Consider the following 14,859-nt stretch of genomic DNA (forward strand, 5'->3'; position numbering starts at 1 on the left):
CGACAACGAACGTGAGCGCAAAGCGGAAGGTGCCACCGCGCCGCCGCCACTCGCCGCGCGCGATCAAGGAGCTGTGGCGGACGATCCGCCGCCCCCTCGCGAATTCGGCGGTGGTGAAGCATGCGCTCGCTTTTCTGGTTGAAGGCGGCCTGCGGTTCGTTGGCGGCACCAATCGTCTCGTGCCGGGATCGAGTGATCTTGCGACCTCGATGGCGCAGGACGGACCGGCCATCTATGCGGTGTGGCACGGCCAGCACCTGATGTATCCGACGCTGTACCCCAAGGAATATCCCATCGACGTCATGGTCTCACGCAGCAGCGATGCCGAGCTCAACGCGCTGGTGATGAAGCGCTTCGGCGTCGGGATCGTGCGCGGATCGGGCGGTCGCAGCGCCAAGAAGTCGGTTGAAAAAGGCGGTGCACGGGCGCTGCTCGCCCTCAAAAAGTCGCTGGATGAGGGGAGATCGGTGGCCATGGTCGCAGATATCCCCAATGGAACGCCGCGCGATGCCGGAATGGGCATCGTCATGCTCGCCCGCATTTCCGGCCGCCCGATCTTTCCCGCAGCTTACGCCAGCAGCCGCCGCAAGGTGGTGGAGCGCTCCTGGGACAAGATGACGATCAGCCTGCCTTTCGGCCGCAGCGCGATGGTGATCGGCGAGCCGATTTATGTTTCGCCGGACGCGACCGAAGCCGAGATGGACGTGCTGCGTCACGCGGTCACCAACGGTCTGGATGAAGTCACGGTGCGCGCCCATGCGCTGGCGGATGCCAAGCCTGGCCAAACCGGAGCCGCTCGATGAGCGAGCGCTGGGCACGCCGGCTTTTGTCGCTTTATGGGATCGCTGGCTCGGCGGCGTTTCCGTTTATCGGGCCTTATGTCGCTTATCGCGCCAGCCGCGGCAAGGAAGACCGCCAGCGCCGGCGCGAGCGCTATGGCGTTGCGGGCGAGGCACGGCCGAACGGTCCGGTGATCTGGGTTCATGCTGCGAGTGTGGGCGAAACGGGCGCAGTGATCCCGCTGATCGAACGCATTCTGGATGTCGGGATCCGGGTGGTGCTGACGACCGGAACCGTGACCTCGGCCAAGATCGTGGCCGAACGGCTCGGCAATCAGGTCATCCACCAATATGTGCCGCTCGATCTGAAGCCGGCGGTGGAACGTTTTCTCGATCACTGGCAGCCGGACCTCGCCATTATCGCCGAATCCGAGATCTGGCCGACAACAATCCTGGCGCTCGGCAAGCGGCGTGTGCCGCAGGTTCTGGTGAACGGACGCTTGTCGGACCGCTCCTTCAAGTCGTGGCAGAAGCGCCCGCATCTGGCCGAGGCGCTGTTTGAGAACCTTGCTTTCGTTGTGGCGCAGTCCGAACTCGACGGCGAGCGGTTCCGCGCGGTGGGGGCGCGGCCCGTCACCGTTTCGGGCAATCTCAAGCTCGATACCGATCCGCCGCCCTTTGATCCGCGCATGCACAAGCGTCTGGCCAGCCAGATCAACGACCGCGCCACCTGGGCGGCCGTCTCGACCCATCCAGGCGAAGAAGACATCATCGGCGAGGTTCATACCCAGCTGAAAAGCCGCCATGACGACGTTCTGACCATCATCGTGCCCCGCCATCCCGAGCGCGGCGATGCAGTGGCGGCCGATCTCGCCAAGCGGGGTCTTTCCGTTGCACGCCAGAGCCTCAACGAGCCGGTGCGCCCCGATGTCGACGTGCTGCTTGGCGACACGATCGGCGATATGGGGCTTTATCTGCGCCTTACCGAAATTGCCTTCATGGGGCGCTCGATGGTTGCGCAGGGCGGGCAGAACCCGATCGAGCCAGCCATGCTGGAAACGGCCGTTTTGTCTGGCGAAAACATCCAGAATTTCCGCGACACCTATACGCGGCTGATCGACAGCGGCGGTGCGCGGCTCGTGAAAGACAGCGATGCGCTGGCAACAGCCGTCGACTACCTGCTCGACAATGACGGTGCCCGCCACAAGATGGGCGCGGCGGCGTTTGCAACGGTCGAAGATATGCGCGGTGCGCTCGACCGCACCTTGCGCGCGCTCGATCCGTTTATTCATCCGCTGGTGGTGAAAGCGCGGCTCGAAGGCGGCTTTACCTGATGGGCAGCGAAGCCCCGCCATTCTGGTGGGAACAAGCGGACTGGCGGGCATGGAGCCTTTGGCCGGCTTCCGCGCTTTATGGCGCCGTGGCCAAACGGCAGATGCGTCGCGCGCCGCGCGTGAAGATCGCCGCACCGGTTCTGTGCATCGGCAATTACACGGTGGGCGGCGCGGGCAAGACGCCGGTGGCGATCGCGATGGCAAAGAGCTTCATGGCGCGCGGCTTTACGCCCGGCATTCTGTCGCGCGGCCATGGTGGCAGCTTCGGCAAGCCGCATCTGGTGGATCCGCATCACGACATTGCCCGCCATGTCGGCGACGAACCGCTGCTTTTGGCAGGAGCTGCACCGGTTGCCGTGTCAGCCGATCGGCAGGCAGGCGCGCGGCTGCTGCTTGATCAGGGCTGCGATGCGTTGATCATGGATGACGGCTTTCAAAGCGCGCGCATCCATATCGATTTCGCGCTTCTCGTGGTGGATGCCATCAGAGGCGTCGGCAACGGCCATGTCATTCCCGGCGGCCCTTTGCGTGCCGGTCTGGTGGAGCAGCTGCGCTTCACCGATGCCGTTTTGAAGATGGGTAAGGGCACGGCCGGTGACGCGGTGATCCGCAAGGCGGCACGCGCGGGGCGGCCGATGTTCGAAGCCCATACGCAGTTGGTTTCGGGCCAGGATTTCGCCGGCCGCCGCTTTCTGGCTTTTGCCGGCATCGGCAACAACGCCAAGTTCTTCGACACGGTGCGCGAAGCGGGTGGCGAGCTGGCGGGAACGCGCAGCTTCCCCGATCATCATGCTTACGCCGAAGACGAGCTTGCCGATCTCGAGCGCTCGGCCGCGGATCTCGATGCCACGTTGATCACGACGGCCAAGGATGCGGCGCGGCTGCGGGGCTGGTCACCGGCCACAACGCGCTTTCTGGAAGGCGTTGACGTGTTGGCCGTGGAAGCAGCTTTCGACAATCCAACAGCACCGCAGCGGATCGTCGATGCGACGATCAACGCCTATAAGCAGCGCCGCACGGCTTAGCCGCGCTTGCGCAGGTCCGGATTGTTTTCGATCTCGCGCTGAAGCGAAATCTCGCAATTGGCATAAGGCTCCTGACGATCGACGCTCCAATAGCGTAGCTCATCGAGCGGAATGGCTTCGTGGGTCACGGCGCAGCGCACGAAAGCGCCGGGGCTGGTCACCTGAAAGTCGCCATCGAGGTAGCGCACCTTGGCCTCACGGGCACCGGGCCCTTCAAAACGGTTCATCATCATCATGTCTCAGCGGCGTCCGAACAGCCGCTCTATATCGTGCAATTTCAGTTCAATATAGGTGGGGCGGCCATGATTGCAGGTGCCGGAGCCCGGCGTCGCTTCCATCTGGCGCAGCAGAGCGTTCATTTCTTCAGCCCTGAGACGCCGACCCGAACGCACCGAGCCATGACACGCCATGCGCGAGGCGATCGCGTGAAGGCGGCGGGTCAGCGCATCCGTGGTGTCGTTGTCGGCGATCTCGTCGGCAAGATCCCGGATGAGCGCCGGCACGTCCACTTCACCGAGCATGGACGGCGTTTCGCGCACCGCAACTGCGCCGGGGCCGAAGCGCTCGAGAACGAGTCCGAGACGGGCAAGCGTGTCGGCATGGGTTTGAAGGCGCGCCGCATCGTCTTCCGGCAAATCGACGATCTCGGGCAACAGCAGCATCTGGGTTGGGAGCGGACGATCATGCAGCGCGGTTTTCAGCGCTTCATAAACGAGACGCTCATGGGCGGCGTGCTGGTCCACGATGATGAGGGAATCGGCGGTCTGGGCGACGATATAGTTCTCATGCACCTGCGCGCGGGCAGCACCGAGCGTCTGCTGATCGGTCGCGACATCCAATGGTTCAGGAGTGGATGCCGGTTCGGCTGTCACGTAATCGCTGCGCGCGCTTTCGCGGAAGCCGAAATCGAGCGGACGCGACGGCGACGCGGCATAGGAGAAGGGGGCGGCTGGCTGGCTGGCTGGCTGCGGTGCCGACGGATTGCCGGGGCGAAACGCCTGCAGCATCGCATCCGCACCAGAGGTCGCCGCACGCACGCCGCTTAGCGCCAGGGTCTGGCGGATCGCGCCCACAAGGAGGCCGCGCACGAGGCCGGGATCGCGGAAACGGACATCGGCCTTGGCTGGATGAACATTAACGTCGACCTGGGTGGGATCGAGCATCAGAAACAGCGCGGTCACGGGATAGCGATCGCGCGACAGGACATCGGCATAGGCGCCGCGGATCGCACCGCCGAGCATCTTGTCGCGCACCGGGCGACCATTGACGTAGACATGCGCCTGAAGCGCGTTGGCGCGGCTGTAAGCGGGAATGGAGATGTGGCCGGCAAGCTGCACGCCTTCGCGGCCGGCCTCGATCGGCAGCGCGTTATCAGCAAATTCAGCGCCGAGCACATCGGCGATGCGCGCGAGCCGGGCATCGGGGCCAACATGGGCGGGCAGGTCGAGCGTAGTGCGATCACTGCCTGACAAGGTGAAGCGCACATGCGGGAAAGCAATTGCGATACGCTTCACGAGGTCGGTGATGGCAGCGGTTTCGGCCCGCTCGCTTTTCATGAATTTCAGCCGGGCAGGGGTGGCGAAAAACAGGTCGCGCACTTCGACCACTGTGCCTTGATTGCCGGCAGCCGGGCGAACGGGATGCAGCGCGCCGCCTTCGATGCGGATCTCGGCCGCTTCGCCATCGCGGGTACGCGAGCGGATCGACAAGCGCGACACCGAGCCGATGGATGGCAGGGCTTCTCCGCGGAAACCGAGCGAGCGAATGTCGAAGATGTCGTCGGAAAGCTTGGAGGTGCAATGACGGCCGATCGCCAGCGGCAGCTCGTCCGGGCTCATGCCGCAACCGTCGTCGGACACGCGCAGCATGGTGAGGCCACCGCCTGCGGTCGCTACCTCGATACGCGAAGCGCCGGCATCCAGCGCGTTCTCCACCAGCTCCTTGACCACGGAAGCGGGGCGCTCGATGACCTCGCCGGCGGCGATCTGGTTGATGACGCTGTCTGAAAGCTGGCGAATGGGCATCAAACAGCTATAGCCGGATTCGTGATCCCGGTCAGCCTGTGCGTGGCAATTGCTGTTTTAAGCCACAGCGCTCGATGGCGGCTGGCTGGCCGTCATGCGCGCTTGCTGTGTCAGCCACAAGGCTGTTTCCTGTCCAGGCATCGGGAAGGCGATGCCGTAGCCTTGGACGGCCGGGCAGCCGAGCTGTTTCAACGCTTCCAGTTGGATCTGCGTTTCCGCGCCTTCGGCCACGACCCCGATCCCCAGCGCCTGCGCCAGATCGATCACCGCGCGAACGATCTTGGCGTTGGATCGATGCTGATCGATGCCGGCCACGAAACGGCGGTCGATCTTCACGCGGTCGATCTGCTCCGGATCGATATGGCTGAGCGACGCATAGCCCGTGCCGAAATCATCGAGTTCGAGCTGGATGCCGGCAAGGCGCAGCCGGCGCAGTTTATGGGCGATGCCGGTTCTTTCGTCGTCGAGGATCACCGATTCCACGATTTCGAGCGAAAGACGGTTGATGGGCAGGCCGGCTTCTTCCAGGGCGCCGAACAGGAAGCGCTCGAAGTCCGGCTCACGCAGCTCTGCGCTCGACACGTTGACCGCCAGCCGCCCGAACGTGATGCCGGCTCGATGCCAGGTGCCCGCTTGTGCAATGGCCTTGCGGATCACGATCCGGCCGACATCGGCCATGGCTCCGCTTTTTTCGGCAACGGGCAGGAAAATGGCCGGCGAAATCGTGCCGCGGACGGGATGGCGCCACCGGGCAAGGGCTTCGACCCCGATCACCGTTCCGGTCAGAAGATCGACCTGCGGCTGAAAGAAAACCGAATAGGCTTCATCGGCAACCGCAATGCGGATGTCGCGCGCGAAAGCCTTGTGATGGTCGAGTTCTGCGCGAAGATCGCCGGAAAAGAAGGCCGAAGATCCGCCGCCGAGCCGTTTGGCCGAATAAAGGGCGAGATCGGCATGCACGATCAGGTCTTCCGACTGATTGGCATCATCAGGAAAGATGGCAATGCCCGCACTGGCACCGGGAAGAATGCTGGATCCGTTGAACATCAAGGGACGGTTGATGGCTTGAAGCAGCCTTGAGGCTGTCTCCTGCACTTCGCTGAAGCCGCTCGGTGAGCGGATAAGGACGATGAACTCGTCACCGCCCATGCGAACGCAGATCTCGTTGCGGTGACAGGCTCGACGCATCCGCTGCGCGGTGCGTCTCAGAACCATGTCGCCCGCAGCATGGCCGAGTGTGTCGTTGATCTGCTTGAAACGGTCCAGGTCGATCTGCAACACGGCAAGCCGCTCGCCGCGCGTGCGCAGTTCCGTCAGATAGTGATCGAAATTGGCCAGCAGGTAAGCTCGATTGTGAAGGCCGGTGAGCGCGTCGTGCTCGGCGGCAAAGGCCATCTCGTTGCGCGCTTCCACCAGCTGGCGCGTTCGCCGCACGATCATCTGCGTCATGGGACGGAAGACCAGCAGGCCGATCATTGCGATCGTCGCCATGCTGAGAAGGAACAGCTTGCGATGCATGGCCATCAGCTGTGTTCGACGCTGCTCGGCCTGCTCCCGCAGACGCGTGCTCAGTGCGTCATAGGCACGAAGCGTGGCGTCGGCCACCGTTTGATCGACATTCGCCCGTTCCCGCGAAGCAAGATAGCCTGAGCCGTTTCCTTTCTGGGCGAGTTCCCGTTCGATGGCAGACGCCAGCCGCCAACCATTGGCTGCAAGGCTCGTGGAGAAATGATCTAGATGGTACGGCTGGCCATAGAAAACGGCTTCCAACGAGTTGGAGTCCTGCACAGCTGCTGAGTGGGAATTGACGCCAGTCAAAGACAGAAGGCTGTCGTAGTTTCGCTCGAAGGCTTCGGTTGACGAGCGGAGTGAAGCAACAAGATTGACATTGTTGCCGTTGCCTTTGGTAGCAGCAAGCACCAGGAACACAACGCGCTGGGACAGTGCCTTCTGCTCGCCCGATAGTTGCAGGATGCCGGCATCGCGCTGTTGCTCGCTCATCATCTGTTGCAACAGCACGAAGGAAGAGATGGTCATGGCGGACATGACCGTCAAGGCAAACCAGAAGGCGCACCGAATAACGGTGTTCAACCTGTCCGCGCTTACGCCGGACTTCGTTCCCCTCATTGTTCTTCCCCGATCATCCCGCCCGAAGAAGTTATCTACCGGATCAGGTTAACTGAGTCAGAACATCTTTTAAGATCAGCCTCTGCAATGGTTAGCCATTGTTTAATTTCAGGCTTTTTCCACAGCGCAGAAGATGCCGTATCTAAAGCCTCAGCTTCACTTCATGCCCTGCATGTAGTTGTAAAGGTTTGCAGATCGCGTTCCAGAGCGGCAATATGCGAAAACCGGCTTCGGCAACGCTTCAAATGCTTGCGCCTGTTCTTGAACATTTTCGGCTGTCATCTGCCCGCTGATTACCGGCACATGGCGGAATTCCAGTCCTGCCGCTTCCGCTGCGCTGCGGATTTCCTCAACGCTCGGTTGACCTGGATCTTCATTGTCGGGCCGATTACAAATCACGCTCTTGAAGCCGGCAGCCTTGAGTTCGGCAATGTCGCTGGCTTGGATCTGGGCTGAAACGGAATAATCCGAAGCGATGTCTTTGATGTTCATGGCGTCCTCTCGTGGTCACATGAAGTCTACAGAGCCGATGCGGCGACTGCCGTCAATCGAGCTGACAAAATCCGGCGCTGTCAGCCATAATCTGGGGGCGGAGTGCTCGCCGTCACACGCCATCAATGCAAAAAATGCTGACAAAATCAGGAGCAAGGTTGAGCCAACGCCGATCGTGACCGACATTGGCGCGATGACCAACGCCCATCTTCAAGCCGCTCGCTCGATCCTGTCCAAATCCCTGAATGTTCCGCCATCCGCCATTTCGCTTTCGTCCACCAGGCTCAAGGGCGGCACGGAAGCGACGGGTGTTCATCGCGTTTCGTCCAGTTACACGGATGGCCAGGGAAGGCAGAGGCGCAAACGCCTCGTGGTCAAGCATCTGAGCGGTCGTGCCAGACGGGAAGCCGGGATCCTGCAACGGCTGGCCGCGCGTGGTGATTGCGCGTTGTTGCCCCAGCTGATCGGATCCGTAGAAGACGGGCGCGACGACACGTTTCTGGGTCTGGCGGAGGTCAGGCCGTCCAGCGTGTGGCCCTGGAGAAGCAACCAGGCGACCGCAGGTCTTTTGCAGGCGCTTGGACAGTTTCACCGCATCAATCCCAGGGATGTGCTGGCTCCCAAATGCTGGGACTACGAAGCGGATCTGATCGCTTCGGCGCAGGCCACCCGACGCGATCTGCATCGATGCCGCCGCAATCCTGATTTCGCCGGTCTCTCACGTGGGATCGCTGCGGTCGATAAAGTGGTCGAAGACCTGCCTCGGCTGCGCCGCGCCTTGTCGCAGGAGCAGCCTTTCGGAGCGCGGATGATCCATGGCGATGTGCATTCCGGAAACGCCTTCGTGCGACGCGGTGCGGCGCAGAAACCGGTGCTTATCGATTGGGGCCGAGCACGACAGGGATCGCCGCTGGAGGATGTCAGTTCCATGCTGCAGTCGCTCCGCCTCTACGAGCCTGCAGCCTTGCAGCGCCACGATAGTCTTTTGAAGGCCTATCTGGCGGCTCACTATGGCGAGGATCGGATCACCGACACGACGCGAAGCGCCTATTGGGTCGCTGGCGCCAGCAATGCCCTGGCCGGAGCCTTGTCCTGGCACCTGATGATCGCCAGCGATGAAAACCGGTCCAGCCAACACCGGGCGGCGGCGTTTGGAGCGGCAAAAGACTGCTTGCGGGTGATCCGGCGCGCTTGTGCATGGGCACTTTGAGCGCGCAGCGTTCTAAGGTGAGCCTAGCTTTTGACGCGGTCGCCGCGCCCTGAACCGAGCACCGTCTGGATGATCAGTTGCAGATCGCGCGCAGTGGTCATCTGGTCGAGATAGGTCGCATCCAGCCTGGCAAGGCGTTCGGGATCCGACATATCAACCCCTGCCACCTGCGAGACGCCGGTGATGCCTGGTCGAAGATGGGATACGCCGTGACGGCGGCGCGCTTCGATCAGCGCGATCTGGCTCGGCAAACAAGGGCGGGGGCCGACAAAACTCATCTCGCTGCGCAGGATGTTGATGAGCTGCGGCAGTTCATCGAGCTTCGTTCGCCGCAAAAAGGCGCCGATCGGGGTAATGGCGACGCGGCCGACTTCGTGGCTCGGGCGATCAGGCGTATCCACATACATCGTCCGCAGCTTGAAGCAGGTGAAGACCTGCTCGTCGCGTCCCACGCGGGCCTGTCGCAGAAGGCCGGGACCAGGCGAGCCGCGCCGGATCAGGATCACTACGAGGCAGATCACGGCCAAAGCAGGCAGGATGCCGATCGCGGCCAGGAGAATGTCGAGCAAGCGCTTCATGCACGCCTCATAGAAGGGAAACGATCGGCATGACCAGCCTTCTCATCTCGAAGCCGCCACATAGTGCGCGCCAGACAACTCCATCGCATCCACGAGTGGCATGTTTGGTTCAAAGCCGAAGCTTCGGAAGAAGCGGCCTGCATTGACAGGCAACGAGCCGAAGAGGCTGTTGGCCACACCGCTCAAGCCCGGCAGCGTGCGTGTCAGCGCGAGGCCGGGCAAGACAAACAAGCGGCCGTCGCGCTTCATGCCCATCTGCAAAGCGGCGATGACTTCAGGCAAAGCGAGCGGAAGAGGATCGGCGAGGCAGTAGCTTCCCGACAGGTTTGCTGGCCATTCACGACCGCCAAGATGCGCCAGCGCCTCGCTCAGGGTCTGCACGGACAGGTAGGAGCGGCGATTGTTGATGCCGCCGAAGGGCAGGGGCAGGCCACTCGCTGCCAGCTGCTGAAGCCGTTTCCAGTTGCCGCCCGCATCGGCTCCGATCACCAAAGGCGGGCGCAACGAAACGGCCAGGCGATCCGGTGCGGCGAAGCCCGCGACGACGCGCTCGCTTTCGAGCTTGGAGCGACCATAGGCTTCCACCGGTGCGGGCGGGGTGTCGTCGGTGATGACGGAGGATGATGTCGAGCCAACCACGGCGCGGATGGAACTGAGATGAAGAAAGCGCCGCACACCAGCGCTTTCCGCGGCCCCCACCAGCGCTGCCGTGAGATCCACATTCGCCGCCTGCAGCGCTTGATCCGCATCAGGGGTCTTCGGAACAGCGGAAAGCCCGGCCAGATGGATCACCGCATCAACGCCTTCGAGCAGGGGCTCGAATTGTCCAGGCTGGCCGTCCAAGCAAACAACACGGATCCGGGCATCGTCCTTCCATGCCCCGGGAACGATGGCGGTGGCGCGCAGGCCGGCCACGATCTGGTGACCTTCATGCGCCAGATAAGGAACGGCATGACGGCCGATAAACCCGTTGGCGCCGGTAACAGCGACTTTCATTCCGCAGAAACCTTTGCAAACTGAGAGATGCCGTGATGCGGATGCAATTGCCTGCTCATGGCTGTTGTCCTAAGTGGAAAGACGTGAATTGGGTTGGATGATGCAATGAGTCTTTACGGCTTTGCCAAGGATCACGGCATCTTGCGCTATGTCAGCCTTGCGCATGACCTGATCGTCGCCTGTGTTGCGGTTTATCTCGCTTATCTCACCTTCTACGGTGAGATCGGCCTGATGTATGTGCCAAATTTGGGGCTGCGCGTTGCAATCTTCGGCGGCGTCTGCGCGGCGTCCTTTATCCTGTTTTCAGCCCATTCCGGATCCTGGCGCTACGTGTCCCTGCCGGACCTCGCCGCCATTATCAAGGCGTCCGTGACGGCGGTGATCACCTGCACGCTGGCTGCCTTTCTCGTATCGCGTGGCGAATGGTTGCCGCGCTCTGTGCCGATCCTGACGCTGATCTATCTGGTTGGCGGCATGATGGCTTCGCGTCTCGCTTACCGTCTGATCGTGGAACGGAGCTTCCTCGGCACGCCGATGATCGGCCGTTTGTCGGAAAATCGGCGCTATATCCTTCTTCTCGGCATGAGCGATGCCGCAGACAGTTTCATCCGCTCGGCGCGCCGCAATCCGGCAGGCGGCGTGTCCGTTATCGGCATTCTCGACAAGGCGCGCAGCAATCTCGGCCGCAAGGTTCAGGGCGTGAAAGTCTTGGGCTCGCTGGACGATCTGCCAGCGATCGACAAGGCCCTGAAACGGCGCGGCGTGTCTATCACCGAACTGCTGATCACGGAACTCGGCGTCGATCGTGCGCGTCTCGGCGAAATCGTCGAAGCCGCAACGGCACAGGGGATGATCGTGTCTCGGTTGCCGGGTGAATCCGAGCGTGCGGAAGTGCGCAGCGGCGACGCCATGGAACGCAAGCCGATCGAATTGGGCGATCTTCTCGGTCGCGCCGAAGTGCAGACCGACATGGTTGGGGTCTCGCGGCTTTTGAACGATAAGGTCGTGTTCGTGACCGGGGCGGGCGGGTCGATCGGTTCTGAAATCTGCCGTCAGATCGCCGGCTTCGCACCGCGCGTGCTGGTTGCAACCGACAATTCGGAGTTTCACCTGTTCGAGCTGGATCTCGAACTGCACGACACGCATCCGAAGCTGCCGGTGATCTCGCGCATCATGGATATCCGCGATACCGGTCGTGTCCGGAGCCTGTTTGCCGAATATCGACCGGACGTCGTGTTCCACGCCGCAGCCCTCAAGCATGTGCCCTTCGTTGAAGACAATCCGCTTGAAGGCGTGAAAACCAATCTGCTCGGCACGCGCAATGTCGCCAATGCCGCATTGGAAGCCGGCGCTTCGACCTTTGTGATGATTTCCACCGACAAGGCCGTCAATCCAACCAACGTCATGGGCGCAACCAAGCGCGGCGCCGAGGCTTATTGCCAGTCGCTCGATCTGTCTTCGGGCGGAACGCGCTTCAAGACGGTGCGCTTCGGCAATGTGCTGGGATCCAACGGATCGGTGGTGCCGCGTTTTCAGGAGCAGATCGCGCGCGGCGGGCCCGTAACGGTCACGCATCCCGACATCATCCGCTATTTCATGACCATCCCCGAAGCCGTGCGCCTCGTGCTGCACGCTTCGTCCCATGCTCTGCGCGAAACCAGGGAGCGCGGCAGGATTATGGTACTGGACATGGGCAAGCCTGTGCGCATCGTGGATCTCGCCGAGCGTTTGATCCAGCTGGCAGGCCTCAAGCCACGCGTGGATATCGAAATCACCTATACCGGCCTTCGCCCCGGCGAAAAGCTTTATGAGGAGCTGTTCGATCCCTCCGAAGTCAAGAACGAACGCACGGAGGATGGCTATGTCATGGCTTCGCCGCGGGTGATCGACAAGGCACTGCTGAAGCGTGTGATCGACGAGATCGAGGCGGCTGCCGCGAGCGAAGACGCAGAACGCGCGCTGCAGATGTTGTTTCACATCGTACCCGAATATCGCGCCGACTCAGGCGACCGTGCGCTGCTCGCGACGTCGGATTTCACGCCGTCGGCTGGATACAATCAGGATGCAAGCTGACGCCGGCTTTTAGTCGGGCAGCCTCATCACCAGCAAAGTCATGCACTTAGCGCGCATTCGGGCAGGGATCTGCCTTAATCTACTAGCTTTGTAGAGATTGTTGACATCCTGTTTCAGTGCGTCATACTCCTTGAGCCGATCGTAAAGAGATGGGCTGTGGGAGCGGGACGCTCCGTCATGGAATGGGGTTCTTTTTGAGGAAGATGTTTTTCTTCCTGGCGACGAGAATAGGAACAACCTTTCCGATCGATCCGCGTTTAGCTTTCCTCGAACCAGTGATCTGACGCTTTGAACTGAATTGGCGTTTTTGTTGAACGCCTGCGAGCCTAAGGAGAATACCGATGGCCTTGATTACTGATGTTGCACCTCATGCACGCCCATTGAAGGCACGTGTGTTCAGCCTCTCACACGCAGCTGCCTACACGGTCTTCGCCGCTGCCGCCGTTTTCACCCTGGCAGTCGTGTTCGGCATCTTGCCTTGAGGCAGTCTCCGGCGTGCGAACTGCGCGCGCCGGCTCCACCAGCGGCAGCAGAATGACGGGTCACCAAACTTTCCAACCGACCTGCAAAAGCTGCCTCCTTTCCACTTGACACAACCCTCCATCACCGACATAACGCGCCTCGCAAAGACAGATCGGCCTCGCCATCCTCTTTGCCTGTTGGGGAATAGGTTAACGGTAGACCCACGGACTCTGACTCCGTTAGTCCTGGTTCGAATCCAGGTTCCCCAGCCAAACAGCTTCCCAGATCGTTGAAACCCGCAGAGATCCAGTCTTTCGAGACGGCGCTTCATCGCGTCGAATGGCCGTCCACGACTGGTGCCCACAACTGATGTCCAGAGCTGGTGTCCATCCGCCCTGGGCCGACGGAGCACGGGCGGATGGGATTGCGAAGGCATCAAGTCGAAAATCTCGTTCTCAGAGGGCCGATCTTCTATTGGCGGGCGCGCATCCCCGTCGGCTTCAAGGGCGTAGGCATACGGTGAAGGCGAAGCCGCCTGACACTGTAGGTGGAACCGAAGATGTCGCGCGCACCATTGATGGCGAAATCCCCGTTGCGCAGAACAAGTCGGCCGGCCTGCGTGCCGGAACAACAACCACCGTCTGGCTGACGGAAGGTGCGCGAGGTGGCCCGTATGCCAATGTCACGTTGGTGAGTGTATCCGATCCATCGCTAGGCACAGCACGGATCCCGGCGATAATCTGCCCTATTCGCGGGATGCCGATGTGTTCAGCAAGAACAACATCATGCTCGAACTTGGCATCAATGCCCATTTTGCCATTGGGCGGGCTTGGGCCTCAACTACAACACCGAGTATGGCACGAACGGCAACGCCCGGGATCACCGGATCGAAGCAAAGGTGTCGAAGCAGTTCTGGGTCTCAAGACCAACGAACCGCTCGCAGCGGCGACGTTTGGCGCCCTTTGAGTTCGTAACACTCACAACGTCCGCTTTGGGGATCCATCAAGGAGCTGTCTACGGCCAAGAAGGGTCGATAGCTGAACGGCAGCTTCACAGCCTCGATGCCTAACAGCGGACGGTCGGCTTCCGGCCAAGTCTCCCATATGGTTATCGATCCTAATACTGAACCGAGAATATGATGTGGCCTCCACCTTATTCAGAAGGGTGGTGGCGTTGTTTCTCTGTGGGTCTTGGCGGCTTGTGCCCACCATTCGAGATCGGTGGCGAAGTGGTTGAAGTTTCTGTCCAGTGCTTCGCCGGGCTTGCCGGTTGGTGTCGCGTCTTCCGCAAGCGTTGCACTGATTGGCCCGACCGCCAGCGTCGAGGAGATCACGACCATGCCCATCTCCGACAAGATCCCATGCCAGGCAAGTCCTGCCCGAGCACCGGACAATCGTCCCGCGGAATAGCTGGCGATGGCGGCAGGGCGCCAGAACCATTCTTCAAGGAAGTGGTCCGTCAGGTTCTTGAGGCCGGGCTGAACACCCCAGTTGTACTCGCCGGCTACGAAAACAAATGCGTCGGCGGCCTTGATTTTGGCAGCCAGCATTTCCATCGCCTCCGGTGCCTCGCCTGCAGGATATTCCTTGTACATGCGGTCCAGCATCGGCAGCCCGACAGCTTTTGCGTCGATCAGTTCAGCATCATGGCCCCGCTTGGCGAAGGCCTCGACAAGGAAAGTGGCGAGCCTGATCCCCAGACGGTCCCGGCGATAAGATCCGTAGAAAACGAGAATGCGGTGAGACATGGCATCGGCATT

The 14,859-nt window shown here is 61.4% G+C and carries 12 protein-coding genes and 1 tRNA gene; 6 read left to right on the plus strand and 7 right to left on the minus strand.

The window, feature by feature from the left end:
• Positions 1-11 precede the first annotated feature (11 nt).
• The 3 genes from JYU29_RS02255 to lpxK are packed head-to-tail and all read left to right on the plus strand — an operon-like array spanning position 12 to position 3,138.
• The gene (locus JYU29_RS02255; protein ID WP_347879835.1) at positions 12-803 is read left to right on the plus strand and encodes a lysophospholipid acyltransferase family protein; all 792 of its coding nucleotides are present in this window, start codon (positions 12-14) and stop codon (positions 801-803) included.
• The gene (waaA, locus tag JYU29_RS02260; protein WP_213983138.1) at positions 800-2,113 is read left to right on the plus strand and encodes a lipid IV(A) 3-deoxy-D-manno-octulosonic acid transferase; all 1,314 of its coding nucleotides are present in this window, start codon (positions 800-802) and stop codon (positions 2,111-2,113) included. Before JYU29_RS02255 ends, waaA begins: the two co-directional genes overlap by 4 nt.
• Positions 2,113-3,138: a tetraacyldisaccharide 4'-kinase gene (lpxK, locus tag JYU29_RS02265; protein ID WP_213983139.1), complete on the plus strand. Its 1,026-nt coding sequence runs from the start codon at positions 2,113-2,115 to the stop codon at positions 3,136-3,138. Before waaA ends, lpxK begins: the two co-directional genes overlap by 1 nt.
• On the opposite strand, the gene JYU29_RS02270 is transcribed toward lpxK, so the two are convergent.
• The 4 genes from JYU29_RS02270 to JYU29_RS02285 all read right to left on the minus strand — a co-directional run bounded on the left by JYU29_RS02270 (position 3,135) and on the right by JYU29_RS02285 (position 7,781).
• Complete coding sequence (locus JYU29_RS02270) at positions 3,135-3,368, minus strand: DUF2093 domain-containing protein (RefSeq protein ID WP_213984219.1); 234 nt, start codon at positions 3,366-3,368, stop codon at positions 3,135-3,137. The two genes, lpxK and JYU29_RS02270, sit on opposite strands and share 4 nt — an antisense overlap.
• A 9-nt stretch (positions 3,369-3,377) precedes the next feature.
• Entirely contained in the window at positions 3,378-5,162 is a 1,785-nt protein-coding gene (gene mutL, locus JYU29_RS02275) for a DNA mismatch repair endonuclease MutL (protein ID WP_213983140.1), read from the minus strand.
• 57 nt (positions 5,163-5,219) lie between these two features.
• Positions 5,220-7,199, minus strand: a complete 1,980-nt coding sequence (locus JYU29_RS02280) for an EAL domain-containing protein (RefSeq protein ID WP_250157150.1) — start codon at positions 7,197-7,199, stop codon at positions 5,220-5,222.
• Positions 7,200-7,445: 246 nt separating this feature from the next.
• Positions 7,446-7,781, minus strand: coding sequence for a protein tyrosine phosphatase family protein (locus JYU29_RS02285; RefSeq protein ID WP_213983142.1), 336 nt, complete (start codon positions 7,779-7,781; stop codon positions 7,446-7,448).
• A 175-nt stretch (positions 7,782-7,956) separates the two neighbouring features.
• Between JYU29_RS02285 and JYU29_RS02290 the strand changes: the two genes are divergently transcribed.
• Complete coding sequence (locus tag JYU29_RS02290) at positions 7,957-8,991, plus strand: phosphotransferase family protein (protein WP_213983143.1); 1,035 nt, start codon at positions 7,957-7,959, stop codon at positions 8,989-8,991.
• A 23-nt stretch (positions 8,992-9,014) separates the two neighbouring features.
• On the opposite strand, the gene JYU29_RS02295 is transcribed toward JYU29_RS02290, so the two are convergent.
• The gene (locus JYU29_RS02295; RefSeq protein ID WP_213983144.1) at positions 9,015-9,569 is read right to left on the minus strand and encodes a sugar transferase; all 555 of its coding nucleotides are present in this window, start codon (positions 9,567-9,569) and stop codon (positions 9,015-9,017) included.
• A gap of 42 nt (positions 9,570-9,611) precedes the next feature.
• Complete coding sequence (locus JYU29_RS02300) at positions 9,612-10,565, minus strand: NAD-dependent epimerase/dehydratase family protein (RefSeq protein WP_213983145.1); 954 nt, start codon at positions 10,563-10,565, stop codon at positions 9,612-9,614.
• Between the two features lie 105 nt (positions 10,566-10,670).
• Between JYU29_RS02300 and JYU29_RS02305 the strand changes: the two genes are divergently transcribed.
• Positions 10,671-12,638 (plus strand): polysaccharide biosynthesis protein, encoded by a 1,968-nt coding sequence (locus tag JYU29_RS02305; protein WP_250157151.1) that lies wholly within the window; start codon positions 10,671-10,673, stop codon positions 12,636-12,638.
• Positions 12,639-13,298: 660 nt separating this feature from the next.
• Positions 13,299-13,372: transfer RNA gene (locus JYU29_RS02310), tRNA-Gln, on the plus strand.
• Positions 13,373-14,256: 884 nt separating this feature from the next.
• Here the strand turns inward: JYU29_RS02310 and JYU29_RS02315 are convergent.
• Entirely contained in the window at positions 14,257-14,847 is a 591-nt protein-coding gene (locus JYU29_RS02315; protein ID WP_213984221.1) for an NADPH-dependent FMN reductase, read from the minus strand.
• Positions 14,848-14,859 lie beyond the last annotated feature (12 nt).

The organism is Tianweitania aestuarii (assembly GCF_018457165.1).
GTDB lineage: Bacteria > Pseudomonadota > Alphaproteobacteria > Rhizobiales > Rhizobiaceae > Tianweitania > Tianweitania aestuarii.

Coding starts and splice junctions, on each gene's coding strand:
- waaA (WP_213983138.1), top strand. CDS start 800: ATGAGCGAGCGCTGGGCACGCCGGCTTTTGTCGCTTTATGGGATCGCT.
- lpxK (WP_213983139.1), top strand. CDS start 2,113: ATGGGCAGCGAAGCCCCGCCATTCTGGTGGGAACAAGCGGACTGGCGG.
- JYU29_RS02270 (WP_213984219.1), bottom strand. CDS start 3,368: ATGATGAACCGTTTTGAAGGGCCCGGTGCCCGTGAGGCCAAGGTGCGC.
- mutL (WP_213983140.1), bottom strand. CDS start 5,162: ATGCCCATTCGCCAGCTTTCAGACAGCGTCATCAACCAGATCGCCGCC.
- JYU29_RS02280 (WP_250157150.1), bottom strand. CDS start 7,199: ATGACCATCTCTTCCTTCGTGCTGTTGCAACAGATGATGAGCGAGCAA.
- JYU29_RS02285 (WP_213983142.1), bottom strand. CDS start 7,781: ATGAACATCAAAGACATCGCTTCGGATTATTCCGTTTCAGCCCAGATC.
- JYU29_RS02295 (WP_213983144.1), bottom strand. CDS start 9,569: ATGAAGCGCTTGCTCGACATTCTCCTGGCCGCGATCGGCATCCTGCCT.
- JYU29_RS02300 (WP_213983145.1), bottom strand. CDS start 10,565: ATGAAAGTCGCTGTTACCGGCGCCAACGGGTTTATCGGCCGTCATGCC.
- JYU29_RS02305 (WP_250157151.1), top strand. CDS start 10,671: ATGAGTCTTTACGGCTTTGCCAAGGATCACGGCATCTTGCGCTATGTC.
- JYU29_RS02315 (WP_213984221.1), bottom strand. CDS start 14,847: ATGTCTCACCGCATTCTCGTTTTCTACGGATCTTATCGCCGGGACCGT.